This window comes from Alkalinema sp. FACHB-956, assembly GCF_014697025.1.
Lineage (GTDB): Bacteria > Cyanobacteriota > Cyanobacteriia > Leptolyngbyales > Leptolyngbyaceae > Alkalinema.
Window position 1 is genome coordinate 23,206 of record NZ_JACJRC010000006.1, and the last position, 19,704, is coordinate 42,909.

A 19,704-nucleotide genomic window follows, 5' to 3' on the forward strand; every position below is an offset into this window, starting at 1 on the left:
CCACAGTAAGCTTGCTAAAACGGAAAAATTCCTATGCATATCATGCATCATAAAAGATGTGATTTAAATCAGAAACTAAATTGATTTAAAACGATTAATCAAGCGCTAAACTAGCGAAAAATTTATATTGTTCATTCATAGAATCAACCATTTCTTCAGTTAAATTCCTTGGAGCGATTTCTTAATTCGTTGTCCCCCTCCTTTGAGTGGTGTCCTAGGGTTAAATATCCGTATCTAAAGTTGTGTCTTCACTGGGATTTCCAGTGCAATTTTCCAATGCCCGATCGGCAAGTTTTTGAGCAATCCATCCCTATCCATGCCAGCGCTAGCGTTGTTGAACAATGCTTTACCAACCTCGAATTGATGCATCGTTGGCTGAATCCTGCCTTGCGATGTCAGCCCTTAGGCCCTTGGAGTACTGATTTAGGCAGTGAAAGTTTATTCATTGTCAAAGTTCCTTTCCTGAATCCCACACTGCGTAATCGAGTTGTGGAACGACAACCGGGACTCGTGGTCTGGGAATTTGAAGGATTTTTTCGCGGGCGCGATCGCTGGGAATGCCGACCCACGCCCGAAGGCACGTTATTGCTGAATCGTTTTGAATTTGAGATTCCCAATCCTCTGGTGTCCTTGGGCTTCCAGTGGTTTGCAGCACGTTGGACAGCGGAGGATATGAAAACGCAACTACGCCGACTGAAACGGGTGGCAGAAGAGATCCACCAACGATCGGGAGTCTAACCCTGGGATGTTCAAATTTACAACTTGGGGATCGAAGCTCTAACCTCAGGATGTCTAGTCTCCAAAAGATAGACTTTTTTTCCGTCTTATTTCAGGATAGAAGTAGGGGGTCTCACCCCTCTCGATCGTACAAATACAGAGCCAGTGAAAAAATCAAGACAGGTCTTGAGATCTCTCAAGATGTCACCAATCAGCAAGAACCACTGGCTTTGCACCTTTTCAATCAAGCCACCAAATTTTCCGGAATTTCCATTTAATCCGTGAAAAACGCAGATAAGGTTGTTCTTGTCACTTGACCTAGAGGGGGAAATCAGTTCATCCTTATAGTCAACCTCACTGATTGCAACCGCTTACAATCAGTCTAGTAAGCTTCACAAAAATTAATGGTGTTTCACCTTGAACTTCTCAATCCGCCAACTCCAAACTGGTTTGATGCAGACTTTCGCCTTTGATTCGATCGAGTCCGCCCTTGCTGACCTCAAGATCGGAAAGGCGGTTGTGGTCGTGGACGATGAAAATCGAGAAAACGAAGGGGATGTCATTTGTGCGGCCCAGTTTGCTACGCCCGACATGATTAATTTCATGGCAGTTGAGGCACGCGGTCTGATTTGTTTAGCCATGACGGGCCAGCGTCTAGATGAGCTTGATTTACCCCTCATGGTTCGGGAAAACACGGACACCAACCAAACCGCCTTCACCGTGAGCATTGATGCCTCTCCATCCCTCGGGGTTTCGACGGGAATTTCCGCAGAGGATCGGGCCCGCACCATTCAAGCCACCCTCGACCCCAACACCAAGCCCAACGACCTCCGTCGCCCCGGCCATATTTTTCCCCTGCGATCGCGGGATGGGGGTGTCCTGAAACGGGCGGGGCATACCGAAGCAGCCGTGGATTTGGCAGAACTGGCGGGACTCTATCCAGCGGGCGTTATTTGCGAAATTCAGAATCCCGATGGTTCAATGGCGCGTCTGCCAGAGTTGATTCAGTACGCAAAGATCCATGGCCTCAAAATTATTAGCATTGCGGATCTGATCAGCTACCGCCTCAAGCATGAGCGCTTTGTTCGACGGGAAACCGTAGCCAGCTTGCCGACCCAGTTTGGGGAATTTCAGGTCTATGCCTATCGCAATATCCTAGATGGATCGGAGCATATTGCGATCGTCAAAGGCAATCCCAAAACCTTTGCAGAGCAGCCGGTGATGGTACGGGTTCACTCAGAATGCCTCACAGGCGATGCCCTAGGATCTTTGCGGTGTGACTGTCGGATGCAGTTGCAGGCAGCCATGAAAATGATTGAGCAGGCGGGCCGAGGCATTGTTGTGTATCTGCGCCAAGAGGGGCGGGGAATTGGCTTGGTCAATAAGCTCAAGGCCTATTCTTTGCAAGATATTGGACTGGACACCGTGGAAGCAAATGAGCGCCTCGGATTTCCAGCGGATCTGCGGGATTATGGCGTTGGAGCACAGATTTTGAATGATTTAGGGGTGAAGCAAATTCGCCTCATCACCAACAATCCGCGCAAAATTGCGGGCTTGAAAGGATATGGCCTCGAACTAGTCGATCGCGTTCCACTGTTGATCGAAGCCACCAATTACAACGCCAATTACCTGGCCACCAAAGCTGAGAAATTGGGCCATATGTTCCTGCGGAACTATCTCGCTACCCTCTCGATCGCCTGGGCAGACGAACCCCGATCGTTGGCAGAGCGCTATGAACGGTTGGAAAAATTACGATTTTTAGCCCGTGGCTATGGCCTGATGCTCCAAGAGGAAGTGCGACCCGTAGCCTCCGCTTTGATGCAGCAAGCTTCGTTAATTGTCAACCTAGGAACCGAGGATACTGAAGGGAACAATCCCAACTGGTACGAGGATCCGACCCATCCCGATAGCGAAGCCATCCTTGGATTGCTGCGACAATTACCCCACTGGATGAATATTGGTCAAATTTCGATGCTGGCTTCCAATGGTTCCGATCCTTTAACGGGTTTACAGGTGCAGTTAGAGCGCGAAACCTACCTGATGAGCGACTTAGAGGAGAAGTTAAACCACTTGCAACCTCAAGTGATTTACAACTTTGTTCGTCCTTAAACTTTGTGGGTCAACTGGCGCGATCGGTCAGCTTGATAGGCAGCCCGAATATGCTCGATGGGCAGCCCGAATATATAGGTGATATAGATTGCCCCGCAGCATCCAACTGTGGGGATATTCTGTTGTAGGGCCGATCGTGTATTGTGGGCGATCGCGTTCTACAGGATTCCTGGGGGCATCCCAGTCTCGCGGGCGCATGTGTAGTACAGAACCTAGCGCTTAGGCGATTAGATGAACTGGTAATAGATGAACTGGCGATAGATTAACTGGCGATAGATTAACTGGCGATCGCAGTATTTTCCTGGAGCATTTCCTCCGACTCAATCAGCAAGTCCGTTTGATCTTGAAAGACCAGTAAATCAAACCAGAAGGTCGTACCAACCCCGACTTCACTGATGATGTTAACTTGACTGTGATGCTTGTCGTGGACGATGTTTCGGACGATCGATAGCCCTAGCCCAGTCCCTTCTAGGGTATGCACACGATTTTCCACCCGGAAAAAGCGCTCAAACACCGCTTCTTGGTCCTCCGGATCAATCCCAATGCCGGTATCACTCACTTCAATACGTACCCGTTGGGACTGGTGATCCACATCACATTCATCCAGTAGGTAGGCTCGGATTGCCACCTCACCGCCGGAGCTAGTAAATTTCATCGCATTGCCAACCAGATTGGCAAACACCTGCACCAACAAATCGTAATGCCCCAAAACGGCAGGTATATTCGCTTGCACATCTTGGATCAGCGTGATGCCCTTATCTTTGGCATTCAACTGATAGGTGCGCAGGGTTTGCTCGATCGTTTGGTTCAGATCCACCGCATCCAAGGTATAGGTCCGGGACGATTCCAACCGGGACAGATCCAAGACATCATTGACCAAGCGGGTGAGCCGATCGGTTTCCCGGTTCGCCGTTTCCAGAAAATCCCGCTGTTGCTCGGGTTCCAACGCATCCCCATACTCATAGAGCGTTTCAATGAACGACTTGATATTAAACAACGGGGTACGAAGCTCGTGGGACACATTGCTGATGAATTGACTCTTGGCTTCATTCAGTTCAGCTTCACGGGTGATATCTTGAACTGTGAGGGCAATTCCTTTAACATTTTCCCTTGCACTATCCAAGACGTTATTCAGCAGGATACGAATGGTGCGCTGGGTGGGTTCCTTGAGGGTAATCGTGAATTCAGCTTCTTCCTTCAGTTCTCCGCGCACTAATTGATAGAGCGGTCGCGTGAGTTCCGCCTGTACCGCTGCGGGAAAGGCATAGAGAACGTTTTCGCCTTCCAGCGTTTGGTTTTCCCAGCCAAAAATGCGACGGGCAGTGCGATTGGCTAACACCACTTGAAAATCCGTATCGAGCAAGATAGCCCCATCGGCGATCGTCGAGACGAGCGTATCCAGTTTGGCCTTTTCAGCGGTGAGTTCTTCAATATTCTGCTCTTCGTAGCGCTCCAGCTTTTCCGCCATTTCGTTGAAACTGGACATCAATGCCAGAAATTCTCCCCCCAGGGGCAAATCCACTCGCTGTTTAAAGTTACCCTTGGCAATATTTTGCACCCCTACCAGTAACTCCTTGATGGGCTTGGTAATGGTGAGGGCATTAAACACCGCACCTAAAATCACCATGACCCAAATCGAAACAAATACAGCGGTGGTAACATCTCTCGTCAAATGGGATGAGGCTACTGCCGTGGGATTGGGGTTCGTCCCGATCGCCAACACGCCCAGATATTGGCCTTCGTAGACTAACGGCACAAAGACATCGGTCACTTCACCATCGGGGGTGAGATGTTGGCGCACCATGGGCAAATCCGATCGCTCGGAAAAGTCATCCGGCAACTGAATGCGCCGTTTGATGGTTAAAGAATTTTGCACCTCGGAGTCGGAAAAGGGGATACCAAAAAAGATATTGCCATCCGGATCCGCGTAGAGCATATAGCGAATACTGGCGGTGCTGCTATAGAAACGGTGGGAAAAGCGAGCCAGTTCAGATTTGTTATCTTCCGCCAGCAATGGGGCAGCATTCACCGCTAACAGCAAGCCCAAGTCACTGCCAAAGCGGGTATCGTTCAGCCGTGCGTCATATTGAATGGTGTTGACCGCCCAGAACGTCAAACCGCTCATCACCAATGAGACCACCAACGTGGCGACAGCCATCAACTTGGTCTGGAGCGTAAAGTCCGACCACCAACGCAACAACACATTCCGCAACGTTCTGAGAATTTCCACCAGCGTTTTTCGCCTAATGCTTCTGTTACTTTCTAAGATACCAGCTAGAAATTATAGGTGATTGGCCGATCGAGCGGACTGGAGTCTCAGTCTTGTCATCTAGGGGTCGGCGTCTAAGGCAATGCCTCGTATCGCGTAGTCCAGCAACTGCATAGGATGGAGCACGGGCACCGATTTGCCTTGCAGGGCTAAATGCTTGGAAATTTGTACAAAACAGCCAATATTGGCGGAGGCAATGACTTGTGCGCCCGTATTGGTCAGATTCGTCACCTTTTGTTGTCCCAGCTCCGCAGCCACCTCCGGCTGCAGGATGTTGTAAATTCCCGCACTGCCGCAGCACAGAGCCGCATCGATCGGTTCCCGCAGTTGCACCCCAGGAATCTGGCGCAGCAATTGCCGGGGCTGGACACTGATCTTTTGACCATGAATCATGTGACAGGCATCTTGATAGACCAGCGTTAATGGGGCGGTCTGCAACGGTTGCAAGGGAACCGTTAAGCCCACGTCCGCCAAAAATTCCTGCACATCCTTGACCCGATCGACAAATGCCTTGGCCCGATCGGCATAGTCTGCATCCTCTTGGAGAATATGGCCGTATTCCTTCAATGTATGGCCACAACCAGAAGCATTGATCAGTACATAATCCACCCCCGCCTGGGCAAAGGTATCAATCATTTGCTTGGCCAGGGTTTGGGCTTGGGTTTCTTCGCCCTGGTGGTGGGACAGCGCACCACAACAGCCTTGACTTTTGGGAATCACGACTTCGCAACCATTTGCGGTCAGAACTCGCACCGTTGCTTCGTTCACCTCTGGATTAAACAACCGTTGCACACAGCCCAAAATCAGACCCACCCGATAGCGTTGCTGGCCCACCGCTGGAACCACTTCCGGCAGTCGATCCTGAAAGGCTTGGGGGGAAACCTCCGGCAGCATGTCTTCCATGGCCGCCAATTGGGGGGAAATGCGTGGGAGCAGTTTGAGCGATCGCAACCACTTTTGCAATCCAGATTTCTGGTACAGCACCACAGGCCGCAGGAGCGCCCGCAGCCGCTCGGGATAGGGGAAGGTCTGAAAAATTAGGTTCCGCAGCAGCTTTTCAGGCAGCGATCGGGGATGGTTGCGGGCCACCTGCGATCGGGTAGCCTCAATCAACTGGTTGTACTGCACCCCAGAAGGACAGGTGGTGACGCAGGCCAAACAGCCCAAACAGGAATCAAAATGCTGCACCGTCGCTGGAGACAGGGGAATCTGACCTTCATTCACCCCATCCATCAGGTAAATCCGACCGCGCGGCGAATCCATTTCCGTCCCTAGGACGCGGTAGCTGGGACAGGTGGACAGACAGAACCCGCAATGGACACAGGCGTCAATCAGTTTCGGATCGGGCGGATTTTGTGGATCGAAGCCCTTTAAGCTGGCCAACGCATCACTGATTGAGGTGGATGCTGCATCGATCGGCAAATTTGCCTGGGTGGGTTCACGGGTATCCCCGATTGAGGGGGCGGTCGAAGTCTCTGGTGCTTGCATGATTCTGCTCCGTTTCCTTAAATTCCACCGATAAACCGACCGGGACTGAACAGTCGCTGCGGATCAAATTGCTGTTTGATGGCTTGCATCATGGCCAAGGCGGCTCCGCGCTCTCCCCAGATATCCATTTGCTGTTTCAGGGCGATCGGCGCTTCTTGCACGGTCAAAAATCCACCGGCGGCTTGACAGATCGATCTGGCTGCGAGCAATTGCGTCGATCGAATCGTGGCTGGCAAAACCAGTTGACCTAAGCCACTACCCAAATGGAGCCTTGCGCCTAATCCCGGCAATTGCGTTTCCCATTGCAGGAGTTGCGCGATCGCCCCTGAGGACTTCATGCCTATTTTGCAGGTTATGCGATCGGTCTGATCCGTTGGAGTCATACATTCTCCCAAGCGTCTCCATAGATCGCCCTCCGTTTCCGGGGGCACGATCGTGGCAGCTAAGCCTAAGGTCGTCGCCAAGTCAACGCAGCGCTGACTCTGTTCCTGCACACTTTCGCGAATACTTTGGAATCTGACTAGGAGTGCTATGGCATCACCTAGCTGGAGGTGGGAACTGACACGGGCTGAAATCGCATCCAGGGCGATCGGGGTCAGGGCGGAATTCAATAAGGTTTGCGCGGCTTGGCCAATACGATCGGGCGCTCCGGAGAGCACCACCGTTTGCACCGTTTCTGGAATAGGATAGACCCGCAGCGTCACCTGGGTGATGACGCCCAAGGTGCCATAGGAGCCCGTTAACAGCTTCATCAGGTCATAGCCCGCTACGTTTTTCACCACGCGCCCCCCTGCTTTAACAAGCTGCCCATCCGATCGCACAAAGGTCACCCCTAGCACCATATCCCGCACGCTGTTATAGCGATGGCGCAGGGCTCCCGTATCCCCCGTGGCGATGATGCCGCCGATCGTGGCGTGATTGGGATAGCTGGGGTCAATCGCTAAAAACTGCCCCGCAGTGGCTAAACTTCGTTGTAATTCCGCCAAGGTCAACCCCGCTTCCACCGTGACGGTTAAGTCCCCCACCGCATGGTCAATCACCCGATTGAAGGGAGCCATCCTGAGGAAGACGATCGGCCTAGAGGAATGGGCCAAGCCCCCCCATCCCAACTTACTACCCTGCCCCATCGGCACCACCGCACAGCCCAAGTCCTGCGCTTGCACCACCATGGTACTCAGTTCTTCCAGCGTCTGCGGCGTCATCACCCCAACTACCGTTTGCTGGGGCGCGATCGCTCGGTGCCAGGTTGCTTGTAGCGCTGGGGACACCTCGTCCCAAAGCTGCATCCGATCGCCGTCCCACCTTGCTGCCAATTCTTTCACGATCGTGTTTTGCACGTGTTTTGCACCGCCCCACTCTTTAGATCACTTGATCTACATCTAAGATCGCCATCCACTAATTTACCGTTTTCCTGGTACATCCACCTGTTTCCGTGGGCAAGCTAAAACTATCTCACCGTAATTTTTCTGCGGACATTCATCTTCGCACCGTCTAGTTCGGCCTGGAGGAAGTTTACGAATCCCGGTTACCAGCCCACCAGGGGCGTCCTGGAATCCCTCTCTCCAAGCCCCTCAACCCGTTGGGGCTACCCATCGATCTAACGCCATCGATCTAATACCGTTGACCAGACCCGTCCTTTCACCAGACAGTCCTTACCCACTGCCAATCAACCGTACCCATGGGTTAGTCTATGCCCAAGTTCCAGATTCTCATTGTTGAAGCCGATGCCATCCTCGCCCAAGCGGTCAAAACCCGTTTATTACAGGCAGGGTATGAAGTCGCGGGTTTAGTAGCGGATGGAACAACAGCGATCGCCCTTGTACAGCAACGGTTGCCTGACCTCATCCTGATGGGAATTCACCTTCAGGGTACCCTCGATGGGATTGAGACAGCGGATCAACTGCGGGGGATTTGCGATCGCCCCGTGGTTTACCTGACCAACGAGACGCAGCCCCAAACCTTTGAACGGGCCAAAGCAACCCATCCCTATGGGTATCTTCTGCATTCCTGTTGTGATCGGGAACTCATCACCACGATCGAACTGGCGATCGCTCGGCATCAAGCAGAATCTGCGCTCCGGGAATCACTACAGCAACAGCAAGAGATCTGCGAGATGCAAGCTCGCTTTGTATCGATGGTGGCCCACGAGTTTCGTAACCCCCTCAATTCAATTTTATTCTCAACAGAATTATTAAATCGCTACGGTACCCAACTGGCTGACGATAAACGAGATGCTTACTTTCAGCGAATCCACGGATCGATTCGCCGCATGCATCAACTTTTGGATGATGTCCTGACGATCGGAGAAGCGGAGGCTGGCAAGTTGACTTACCAACCACAGCCGTTGAACCTTCTTCAGGTGTGCCAGGATGTCCTGCACGATCTCCAACCCTCCGAGGGGTTCACCCACCCTGTGGTTTTTACGTACTCCCCCGACTTGCTCCATGACCGAAATACTCAACATTGCTTAGATGAACGCCTTTTACGCCACATTTTGGGGAACTTACTCTCCAACGCAATTAAGTATTCTCCCCAAGGTCAAAGTATTTTCTTTGACGTAGTGTGTAACAAAGAAGAGGTAGTCTTTCGGATCCAAGATCAGGGCATTGGAATCCCGATTTCAGACCAAGCTCACCTCTTCCACGAATTCCACCGAGCCAGCAATGTTCGCACCATTCCCGGTACAGGGCTGGGATTGGCGATCGTCAAACAATGTGTTGACCGGCATGACGGCCATGTGGAATTTCACAGTGAGGTGGGTCAAGGATCGACGTTTACGGTGACCCTACCGTTGGCCCAGACCTTGGTACATCCGCCTTCTTCCGTGGTGGCTTGAATCAGTGCTACTCGCAGTTGGTTCCCTTTAGGTGCATCTAAGAACTATGAAGACAATTTTGGTGATTGAGGACGATAAAAACGTCCGGGAATGCTTGATAGACCTACTGGAAGTTGAAGGATTTCAAACGATCTCGGCCTGTGATGGGCCAACGGGACTAGAGCTAGCCCAGCAGCAACAACCGGACATGGTGCTGTGTGATGTGCACATGCCGGAGGTGGATGGCTTTACGGTTCTACACCAAATGCGCCAGAATCCTGATACGTCGGCATTGCCGTTTATCTTTCTAACAGCTCGGACAACCAAAGCTGATTTGCGCCGAGGCATGGAGTTGGGCGCAGATGATTATCTGTTCAAACCATTTACACCGGATGAGCTCTTCGCAGCAATTGCAACGCGATTGGACAAATATGCTGCATTAACCCAACATTTGAATACGGGAGCAGGAGAAGACATCAGTAACCATCACAATGGTTTATTGAATTACTTCTATCAAGAACTCCGTAATCCTTTGTCTAACCTGAATGTTGTGATTCACCTTTTGCAAGAGGAGCATCAGGACTGGCAAACGATCGCGACCAATTCTGACTATGCCAAAGAACTGGCAATCCTGCAACAGGTTTGCGCCCTGCGAGAAACATTAACCCCTGAAAGTGCAGCGCTGTTGTCTGAATGCCCGATCTCATCGGTGCTCTCCCACAGCCCACCCCTCGCAGCCTAGTCCAAACAGCAGACTAGTTCAAGCCACGGAAGTCCCCCCCGAAGGCACATCGAGTTTTCGTTGCATCGAGGGGGCAGACCGATCGGCATTAACCGCTAATCAGGGCTTCGACAAATTCATAGCTGGAGAACGGACGGAGATCTTCAATCCCTTCCCCCGCGCCGATAAAACGAATCGGTAAGCCTAGCTGTTGAACCACGGCTAAGGCAATGCCGCCTTTTGCAGTGCCGTCCAGTTTGGTAAGCACCACACCACTTAACTGAGCCGCTTCCGCAAAAACTTTGGCTTGCTGAAGGCCATTTTGTCCAAGGGTGGAATCGAGCACCAGTAAGGCTTCGACGTTAGCACCTTCTGCTTTTTTATCAATAATGCGGCGAACCTTGGCTAGCTCATCCATCAGATTTTTCTTATTCTGCAAGCGGCCTGCGGTATCCACTAGCAGCAATTCCGTGCCCCGCGACTGGGCCGAGGTAATCGCATCGAACACCACTGCGGCAGGGTCGGTATTCTGGCCGGGGTTGGCGATGACTTCCACATCACTGCGTTGTCCCCAGACTTTGACCTGCTCAACTGCCGCTGCTCGGAAGGTATCCGCCGCTGCGATTAAGCATTGGTAACCGGATTTGCTGGCCACATGGGCAAGTTTACCGATCGTGGTGGTTTTACCTGCACCATTCACACCCGTCATCAGCCAGATGTTCAGCTTGTCTTTTTCTGGGCCAAAGCCGCGTTTGAAGCCCCCTTCCCGCACGGGCTGTTCCAGCATGTCCCGCAAAAGTTGCTTGAGGTAGGCGATCGCTTGATCGGGGGGGAGAGCTTCTTCCCGCAATTTACTTTGTAAACCTGCAATGATCGCATCGGTGGCAGCAACTCCCACGTCGGCTTGCAGTAGCAGGGATTCAATTTCCAGAACCGCATCTTCATTCAGCGGCCCCTGACCCACGATCGCCTTCAGTTGGTTAATCAGACCCCGCCGGGTTTTATCGAGTCCCTGCCGCAGCCGTTTCAGCCAGGTAATTTCTTCGATCGTGATGTCTTCAATGCGCCGCCCTTGGGCTGCTAGCACTTCCGCAGACCAGATAAAGCCGTCATCGAGATCGATCGGTTCATAGATGGGTTGCGGAGTGGAACTTTTGGCGGCTGGGGTTTGAGCCACGATCGGTTCCGGTTCTTCGATCGCGGTTTCCCGGAGCCGCTCTAACCGTGCTTCCCGATCGGCTTCAGCCCGTAACCAAAGCGGTTGAGCGGTTGCCCCGTCAGCCTCACTCGTCGCACTGCTAGCATCCGCAGCCAGGACGGGTGTAGCTTCCGTAGGTGCTTCTGGCACAGGAGTTGCCTGGGTTCCAGCCTCTGCTGCTGCTGGCTCAGCAACTTCTGGCTCAGCAATTTCCGGCTCAGCTACGCCTGGTTCAGCAATTTCCGGCTCAGCTGCCTCAGCAACATTTGCGTCTGCTACGGCTGTCTCAGCAACGCCTGGTTCAGTCACGGGTGATCCAGCAATGTCTGGTTCAGCAATGTCTGGCTCAGTAATGTCTGGCTCCACCTCGGTGGCCGCTGCTGAAACCCCAGAATCTGCTTCCGTGGACTCTGTAGCAGCAGGTTGTTCTTGAGACGATTCTTCCTGTGCTTCCGCTTGAGCTGCCTGCTTTTTCTTGAGATTCTCGTAGGCTAGCTTCGCAAAGTTGAGATACTCTTCCTGGGAAGGTTGGGCCGCCGATTCACTGGTTTCCGACGTGGGCTCACTTGGTTCAGCGGCTTTGTCTGTTTCCGGCTGCTCGTTGAGCTTGCGATTGAACCAGTTAAACGTCATTGACCTTACCCAAACAACTGCGAAGGAATCATTCTAAATCCTACAAGATGAACTGCTGTCCCGTTCGACTGGCTTCAGTGGGGTTTTCCGAAGCCGACCATGCTGGCTAGGACTGGGATGCACTCGCCTGAACGCCCCCTTTGATTTGCTCGTACGCCCGCCGGAGAACACCATTAATAAAGCGGTGACCATCTTCTTCGCTGTAGCGTTTGGCCAATTCCACGGCTTCGTTAATCGCCACTTCCGGCGCAGTGCCCAAAAACATCATTTCCACGACGGCAATGCGCAATAAATCCCGATCGATGCCTGCCAAACGGTTCAACTGCCAATCCACCAGGGATTGATTTAATACTGCGTCCACCGTGGCGCGATCGGTCTGGAAACGGCCCAAAATCTCAAGGGCGTAATTCCGTACATCCTTTTGATTGGACAACTGCAAAAATTCAGGAATCTCTAACGTATGGCCGAGACGGTTGATGGCTTCCTGCGTCAACCGAATGGATTCCTTCAACATTTCCTTGGCGGCTTCCGGACTGCTCGCGCGGGTTTCGCTATCCAGCAGTTGACTATTACTACGTTGCAGTTCCGCTGAGGCCGTTTCCAACGTATCCCGTGCCTCCGATGCCAAGGTACGCACCGCAGCCACCACAATATCCTGCAAAGACTGCGCATTCAGCCGTTCTGGCTTGCTGGGCATTTGGCTTAGACTCAGAAGGGCGAGTTCACGGGCGATACGACGAGCTTGCATGGCGCGATAAAAATTGACGAGGTTCGGATTGGCTTGCTTATCTTACATTAGATGGGTCTTCGATCGTCACGGGTTGCAAATCCCGCTCCAAAAGTTGATTCATGGGTAGGGCGTCTGATCCGGCGATCGCGCTACCGGGAGATACGGTGGTTAAAGCATCGGGGCTGACAATGCCACCGGAGACAATGACTTTGAAGGCATCCTCGATCGGCATGGCGAGGTTAATCACCGCCGTTTCGGGGACAACTGCATACCAGCCCGTGGTGGGGTTGGGGGTGGTTGGGACGAAAACACTGAGCATCGTACCGCTAAAGTGGGATTGAATCTCAGCGCTAATCGTTCCTGTGACAAATCCTAAGGCCCAAACCCCTTCCCGAGGATATTCCACCAACACCACTCGACGAAATTTCCCAGCGGAGTCCTTGAGGACCGTTTCTAATAGCTGCTTCAGGGTCTTGTAGACCTGCCCTGCGAGGGGAATGGCTTGGAGAACACTTTCACCCAGCTCCAGCAGCCACCGCCCAGCGATATTCCTGGCCATTAGCCCGATCGCCAAGATGGAAAGCAAGGGGACAGTCAACCCGACTAAAAAATCTAGGAGATTGACCAACAGGGGATGCAAGCCATCAAAAGGATTCAGTTGTTTGGGAATGCGGGTTAGAAACTCAATAACCCAAGTCGCAATCGTATAGGTCAGCCAGATCGTTGTTGCCAGTGGGATTATCACCAACAGACCCGCAATCAGGTCATTTTTCAGATCTTGCTTCAGGCGGTTTAGCATTTCGGTAGTGGCCTCTCCCCGCAAATTGGCAGTCGTGATCCCGATGGAGCCAATCTTGAACAAATTCGTGAATCTTGAACCAAGGAATCGTCCTTTAGCGTTGACTAAAATTAAGCCGCTTGCGCTTGATCTTTACATTCAGTTGCAAAACTAGTAAAGAAATGTTGCAAATCTGAGTTGGCTTCATTTTAGCGGTGTGCTTTCCGTGAAGTCTATCGGGATCGACTTAAAGATCTTGAATATTTCGATCGTAAACTGATTAATTTTGTGAACCTATTGTAGCTTAATTGACATTTTCTACGATCGTAGTGGGATCATTTCTGTCCAAGGGCTGGAGCGCATCGTTGCTGTTGCCGTTAAGGGTTGCGTCCGGCAGCGCAGCACCGGATACGGTTGGGACGGGCATGTGGCGAAACTCCCAGACCTTCAGCAGGATCATGTATTCGTAAAAGGCTTGTAACGTGCACCAGGCAAATCCCGCACGCCCATCTAGAATGCCTCCCAGGAAGAAATACATATAGATCCAGCGAACTAGGGGCCGAAAGGGGACTCGTTGCGAGAGATCCTTCAGGGCGTGGCGTCGTTCAACTTCTGTTTTTCCAAAGAAGATTTTCCGCCAGTCCACTTTGCCCTGCTCTAGTTGACGAATTGTTTCCTTCGCTTCGTTGGTGGAGTAGGTGTTGTGTTTATCGAACCAACGCTCAAAGCCCTTACCCTGGGTGTAGTGGGGATAGGTCTCTTTGAGAAAGCCCGTGGAGCCATCGCAAACTTCCCGTTCCGTATGGCCATAGTCGGAAAACCAAACCTTGTCTTTGCGGAACAGGCGCATTTGATAGCGCGGGTATTGGGTGCTGTACTTGATCCACTGACCCATGAACATCACCCGTTCCGCCACGTAGTAACCGATGTGTTCCGGCTGCTGAATGCTGCGGAGGCATTCTTGGAACAATTCCGGCGTCATGAGTTCATCGGCTTCCAGGATGTAAACCCATTCATATTTGGTGGGGATCGATCGCAGCATCCAAGTGCGCTGTTTGCCGTGGCTTTCGAAGGCGTGCTGCACAACACGGACAGGATGCTTGTGGCTGTAGCGCTGAGCAATTTCAACCGTGCGATCGCTGCTAAAGGAGTCCACCACAATCACATCGTCGGACAGCAATGCCGAGTCCAGGCAGGCTGCAATATCCAGTTCTTCGTTGTAAGTCAGGATGTAGATGGAAAACATGGCTGCCCCAGCGTCACAATTTGTCCCAGCGTCACAATTTATCCCAGCATCACAAGTCATCGTCCGTTTGACCCGCAGTTTAGATCATAAAAAAGGAGAATCAAGCGTTGACAGTTCATAACAACCGGCTTCGCTCAATTCTCTGTTTAGACTGCCCGAATTGGGGAACGGGTTAACGATTGGACTTGCTGAAAGTACCCATTTCCGCCAAACCGACCCAGCCCACGATCGTATAAGCGATCGCAAACAGTAGGCTGTTTAACGCCATGCGGATCCGGGTCTTCGTAACATCTGTATTGGTTTGATCGGTCAGTTTTTTAGATTGGTCTTCTGCTTTTTTCCGATTTTCTCGGATCCGCATTAATTCCTTATCTTTAAAGTCCTTAGCCATATTATTGAGGTGATTGGGATCCGATTTGAGCTTTTCTAGATCCTGCTGAGCTTTTTTAGCCTGCTCTAGTTGATCCCCTTTCAGTTGCCCACTGTTCACAGCGTCGGTCAGGGCTTTGAGTTCTTGATCTAACTTGGCTTTGTCCTTGACTTGTTCCTGTAACTGGGCTAGACGTTGCGGAATCTGAGCCTCTAGAATCTTTTCTTCCTGTTCGGTCTGGGCAACGATGCGATCGCGCTCTTCAGAAATGGTTTTGAGGCGGTTGGTCACTAAGTCACCGCTGTTAAGGAAATAAGCAGGGCTGGAAAAGAGAAAGCCGAGACCAAAGAGGCAGGAGAGCGCGATCGCCCAAAACCGTCCAGTCACGAAGGGCGATTTGCCTTGGGGGGCGAGGGTCCCACTTTCTAGAAAGTAAGACACATAAAGCAGAACCAAACCAATCAAAGGGACAAACCCTCGATCGATCGATTGGCTAACGGTGGTGATCACCCACTCCTTGCTGGATGCCTGGAAGGGAATCAGAAGTGAAAGATAATCTACAAGTGCAGATAACAGAATGACTGATCCGGCAACTTTGAGAATAAAGGGGGCTGAGAGGGCGGAGGTTGCTGATTTCATCGAATTACTCAAATTGAATATAATTTCGGCACCTTAAACGGTTTGAATCTAAGAGAGGATACCCCAAATTCTTTGTGTTACCGACGATTATTTCAGAATCCCGGTAGAAAGTTTTTGGTCGCAGCTTGATTGGTACGTTTAAACTATTCGTAGAAATACGGAATTGATTTCGGGGATCGATCGGGATTAGGCGGTTTAGGCTACATTACAGTCACCGCTCGTCATGATCGCGGTCAGCCCATGCATTCACTGTAAGAACCATACACTCTTATTGTTGCCAGTCGTCAGCCAAACCGTCTGCCAGCCGCTGGTTCATGGGCAAAATCCGTCGATCGATGACAGTCCAGTTCATCTATCCTCGATAAAATAAAAACGCCCATTGTTCCCTATTGATCAACCGTTTAACGTCCGCTGTTCAACGTTTCTAGTTCAACGTTTCTAGTTCAACATTTAAGTTCAACGCTCACGTTCTCCGTAACCTTGACGACCTATGTCTGGAAATCGCTTTCTGCTCTCTTCCGTGGCCTTTGGCATCAGTTTTGGTGTCAGCTTGGTTTTTAGCAAGGGCGATTGGGGTAAAGCATTGGGAACGGGGTGTTTGACCTTTTTGGGTAGCCAAGTGGGCGCGATCGTCGCCTCGCGCCAAGCAGAAGATGCGCTGACCTGGCGGATTGATGAACTCAAAGGCCACATCCGAGCCCTACAACGTAAACGATCGGAAGCCTATATTGACCTACTGGATGTGATTGAAGAACACGATCGCATCATCGCCAACATTAATTCCCTGCAATCCCAGACCAAGCAGATGAAGGCGCAAAATGCGGTCAGTCATCGATCGAACCAGCCTTTTCCCAGTTGGGATCTCTCAGTCCCCACCCAACGCCGCACCACCGCAGAAATTCAAGACTTAGACAGCAAGATTAAGGAACTGGAGCAGGAAGAAGCGGCGGTCAATGAATCCTTGACGACTACCCTAGCTGCCAAGCAACGGGCTGAACTGAGTCTCACCACCACCCAGGCGGAGCTCAAACAAGTTCAACAAAAAGTTGCCGAGCAGCAGAAACACCAAATGCGGCTGCAACAAGATATTCAACACCTCCAAACCACGAAGCACCAGTTAGAGCAGGAATTAAGCCAGTTACAAGAACAAGTCGCCACCCTAGAACAGTACCGCAGTGAACTCGATCGCCTCGTGGCTGCTGCCGAACCCACGCGCCAACAGGTGGAAGCAGGGGCTCAATCTCTTCAGGGGGCGATCGATCAACTGCAACAACAAATCCGCTCCCTCCATGGGGAACTGGGGCAGTTGGAAGAGCAAATCTTAGAGCGCCGGACGCAGAAGGACGATCTAGATCGGGAACTCACCAGCCTGCGCCAACAGCAACAACAGTTATCCACTTCAGCCACCGTTCTCCAGGGTGCTAATTCGGCGGCAACCCATCCCTCCTTCGCGACCGCGTGGCAGGGGTCGATCGCTCAGAATGGCCATTCGTCAGGTCACTCTGTCCCCACTGATCCATCAGCCCCCATCGACCTCGATCTGAGTCAAGCTGCCCTGAGTCCAGGTTGGATCACCTTCGTTCATCAGCTGCCCCACTATGAGTTGCAGGCCCTCTGCGCGATCGCCCAGGAAGCCAATCCGGCAGGCACCCTGAAGCAAATCGCAGAATCGAATTTGACGATGCCAGAACTGCTGATTGATGCCATCAATGAACAAGCCCTAGAAGCGATCGGGGATCTGATTCTGGAAACCACGTCCGAAACCAACACCCCCATCATTGCCCAGGAGTATCGCAGCACAGTCGCAAAAGTGGTGCAAGCCTACGAAGCAAGCCAGAAAACCGCTTAGCAACCCGCTTAGCAGCCCTGCTAATTCTGCCCTCTGAAATTGCTGATAGATTGCCGATAGATTGCTGATAGATTACCGAGCACGACGGGACACTGTACGCCCTACCAACCAAGCCCCCACTCCTAACAATGCCAAACCCGCTCCCGATTCTGGAATTTTGCGGGGGGGCTGGGATGCTGTGCCATTAACCCGCAAAACCCAATTGCCAGAACCCGGAGCTAAAGGGGTGGGTTTGCCATAGTTGTTATTGAGGTTGACTGGATCAAAATTACTTGGCTCATTATCCCCATGGTTGGCAATCACATACCAAGAGCGGTTATCCACTGAATTAAATGAATCGACTGTGGCAGGAAGCTGCCCCCGTAGTTGATTGCGGAACAACGCTCCCACAAAGAAATTACTACCCACAGCTAACTGAGTGGGTTGGATATCAACCGTGGTGAACGTTAGGGTATCAGGCTGGGTGATGGTGGTTTCTGCCTGGGTCAAAATCTGTGCATCATCAGGCCGTCCATCATTGTTGGGGTCACTATAGAGGAAAAGACTGATGGGATAGGGACGAGTCTTCCAGTCGGATAACCCGGTGTAACCCGTCCAGAGCCCCGGAGCCCCCCAGGTCAAGGAGATCGATTTGAGAAGATCTCCCCCTTGCTGCACCTGATAGGAGTTCATCCACATCCAATCTCCGACAATATTGCCCTTGTAATTTACATTTTCTGGTGTAATGCCGACGGGATAGAGATCTTCAGGCAATGTATCTCCGTCAATGTCATCAAGTCTATAGGTTACAGCGGCTTGGCTAGTGGGTGCCATGACACATCCCAAGACTCCGATCGCTGCTAGTTTCAATACTATTGAAGATAATTTAAACCGCCTTGCCATCTTTACTTTCCTCAAACCACTGCAAAACCCTTGTCCCTGTTTGTGTGCAAGCTTGCGAGGTGAATGGGGATGTCAGTTCAATATCTGACGTTTGATAGATTCGTATCTTCCCCTCAATGCCCTACCCTTATGAGTACCCCAATGCTACGAAATATCTCTATACAAAGATTTTTGGAGCCCTGTGGGTGGTAACCAGCCCCAGTCGGTGTAGCCAGTGACTGAAAATTCCCTTTGGGTAAAACTGCACTACGTTAGAACTGCTTGTATTAGAAGGACGCGGATAGAAGGACGCAATTAGAACTAATCTGCTAGAACAACCCTTGAGTGAACACTCCCCATGGTCGGATCGCTATGGCCAAGTCGCTCTCCTTCAGAAGGTTCCCAAAATTGCTTGGGCTAACTGAGCTCTTTGCAGACTTACCGCAGATTTCTACAACTAACGATTCTGACAGCTAGATTTTTGCACCACAAATATTCACTGATTGCGATCACTCAAGCGGAAACAAGGAACGGCCCTAGACTGTTGTGTCCCTGCGTAAACATCCTTGCCAGCAACGTACTGAGACGCAGCAGCCAAGATTCAACGATGGCACCCTAAATGGTCTGAACAATGTTCAATTAAGTATTTAAATAACTTTGGGAAAACTTATAGATGCGTTAACGGTCAACCATCCGAACACCAACGTTAGGCATAACGGACTTTGCCTCACAGTCAGCAATCAGACTCACCGTCAATCACCAACAGGGCAGAGAGAACCAACAATCAACAGGGGAAATGAACCAAAATCAACATAACGAACCATCCTAAATGCAGAAGTCAGTGATGACTTTTCCTGCAATTGACTGACTCATTATTGATCCAGTGTAGTAATACGTATATTTCATATTACGTATATTCGCTTATTCTAATCGTTGCAGGGGAACATCGACATTGCCGATCGTCCCAACTTAGTCAACCAAGTTAAGGTGATTGAATTGCCCAAAACTCGCAGGAAATCCTAAATTTTCCCTTATTTATCCTCTGAACGATTAGAAAGTTGAATCGCTGCCCTCCTTCACTATTTAGACCCTCAAGTTAATTCGCTCTTTCTAAGGAATACAAAGTTTTTTCCAGAATTCCGGTGCGATTTGGCTACATTTCGATCGCAATGTTAATGCGATTTGGCCACATATCAAGATCCATTGATTAGGGCCTCTCCTAAGGGGTCTTACTGATATCTTCTTGCCGATGTCTTCTTACTGATATCTTCCTGCTGATGT

General features: G+C 51.1%; 14 protein-coding genes. 5 read left to right on the top strand and 9 right to left on the bottom strand.

Annotation, left to right across the window (positions count from 1 at the left end):
• Positions 1–276: 276 nt before the first annotated feature.
• Positions 277–738, top strand: coding sequence for an SRPBCC family protein (locus H6G21_RS09105; protein WP_190572934.1), 462 nt, complete (start codon positions 277–279; stop codon positions 736–738).
• Between the two features lie 432 nt (positions 739–1,170).
• A complete protein-coding gene (gene ribBA / locus H6G21_RS09110) occupies positions 1,171–2,826 on the top strand; it encodes a bifunctional 3,4-dihydroxy-2-butanone-4-phosphate synthase/GTP cyclohydrolase II (RefSeq protein WP_190572936.1) in 1,656 nt (551 codons plus the stop codon).
• 277 nt (positions 2,827–3,103) lie between these two features.
• Here ribBA and nblS read toward each other — a convergent pair whose 3' ends face one another.
• The 3 genes from nblS to H6G21_RS09125 form a co-directional block, all read right to left on the bottom strand.
• Positions 3,104–5,059 (bottom strand): two-component system sensor histidine kinase NblS, encoded by a 1,956-nt coding sequence (gene nblS, locus H6G21_RS09115; RefSeq protein ID WP_190573228.1) that lies wholly within the window; start codon positions 5,057–5,059, stop codon positions 3,104–3,106.
• 96 nt (positions 5,060–5,155) lie between these two features.
• Positions 5,156–6,583: a heterodisulfide reductase-related iron-sulfur binding cluster gene (locus tag H6G21_RS09120; RefSeq protein WP_190572937.1), complete on the bottom strand. Its 1,428-nt coding sequence runs from the start codon at positions 6,581–6,583 to the stop codon at positions 5,156–5,158.
• Between the two features lie 17 nt (positions 6,584–6,600).
• A complete protein-coding gene (locus tag H6G21_RS09125) occupies positions 6,601–7,920 on the bottom strand; it encodes an FAD-binding oxidoreductase (RefSeq protein ID WP_199307121.1) in 1,320 nt (439 codons plus the stop codon).
• 353 nt (positions 7,921–8,273) lie between these two features.
• Here H6G21_RS09125 and H6G21_RS09130 point away from each other — a divergent pair, with 353 nt between their 5' ends.
• Together H6G21_RS09130 and H6G21_RS09135 are read left to right on the top strand one after the other, a co-directional pair.
• Positions 8,274–9,419, top strand: coding sequence for an ATP-binding protein (locus tag H6G21_RS09130; RefSeq protein ID WP_199307122.1), 1,146 nt, complete (start codon positions 8,274–8,276; stop codon positions 9,417–9,419).
• Between the two features lie 46 nt (positions 9,420–9,465).
• Entirely contained in the window at positions 9,466–10,140 is a 675-nt protein-coding gene (locus H6G21_RS09135; protein ID WP_190572939.1) for a response regulator, read from the top strand.
• A gap of 88 nt (positions 10,141–10,228) precedes the next feature.
• On the opposite strand, the gene ftsY is transcribed toward H6G21_RS09135, so the two are convergent.
• The 5 genes from ftsY to H6G21_RS09160 all read right to left on the bottom strand — a co-directional run bounded on the left by ftsY (position 10,229) and on the right by H6G21_RS09160 (position 15,713).
• Complete coding sequence (gene ftsY / locus H6G21_RS09140) at positions 10,229–11,950, bottom strand: signal recognition particle-docking protein FtsY (RefSeq protein ID WP_190572942.1); 1,722 nt, start codon at positions 11,948–11,950, stop codon at positions 10,229–10,231.
• Positions 11,951–12,056: 106 nt separating this feature from the next.
• On the bottom strand, positions 12,057–12,698 hold the full coding sequence (nusB, locus tag H6G21_RS09145; protein WP_190572944.1) for a transcription antitermination factor NusB: 642 nt from the start codon (positions 12,696–12,698) through the stop codon (positions 12,057–12,059).
• Positions 12,699–12,735: 37 nt separating this feature from the next.
• Positions 12,736–13,479 carry a DUF502 domain-containing protein gene (locus H6G21_RS09150; protein WP_190572948.1) on the bottom strand — a complete coding sequence of 248 codons (744 nt, stop codon included), beginning with the start codon at positions 13,477–13,479 and terminating at the stop codon, positions 12,736–12,738.
• Between the two features lie 283 nt (positions 13,480–13,762).
• Complete coding sequence (locus H6G21_RS09155) at positions 13,763–14,704, bottom strand: glycosyltransferase family 2 protein (protein WP_190572950.1); 942 nt, start codon at positions 14,702–14,704, stop codon at positions 13,763–13,765.
• Positions 14,705–14,876: 172 nt separating this feature from the next.
• Positions 14,877–15,713: an HpsJ family protein gene (locus H6G21_RS09160; RefSeq protein ID WP_190572952.1), complete on the bottom strand. Its 837-nt coding sequence runs from the start codon at positions 15,711–15,713 to the stop codon at positions 14,877–14,879.
• 490 nt (positions 15,714–16,203) lie between these two features.
• On the opposite strand from H6G21_RS09160, the gene H6G21_RS09165 reads away from it, so the two are divergent.
• Positions 16,204–17,562, top strand: coding sequence for a tellurite resistance TerB C-terminal domain-containing protein (locus H6G21_RS09165; protein WP_190572953.1), 1,359 nt, complete (start codon positions 16,204–16,206; stop codon positions 17,560–17,562).
• A gap of 72 nt (positions 17,563–17,634) precedes the next feature.
• On the opposite strand, the gene H6G21_RS09170 is transcribed toward H6G21_RS09165, so the two are convergent.
• On the bottom strand, positions 17,635–18,375 hold the full coding sequence (locus H6G21_RS09170) for a hypothetical protein (RefSeq protein ID WP_190572955.1): 741 nt from the start codon (positions 18,373–18,375) through the stop codon (positions 17,635–17,637).
• Between the last annotated feature and the right edge of the window lie 1,329 nt (positions 18,376–19,704).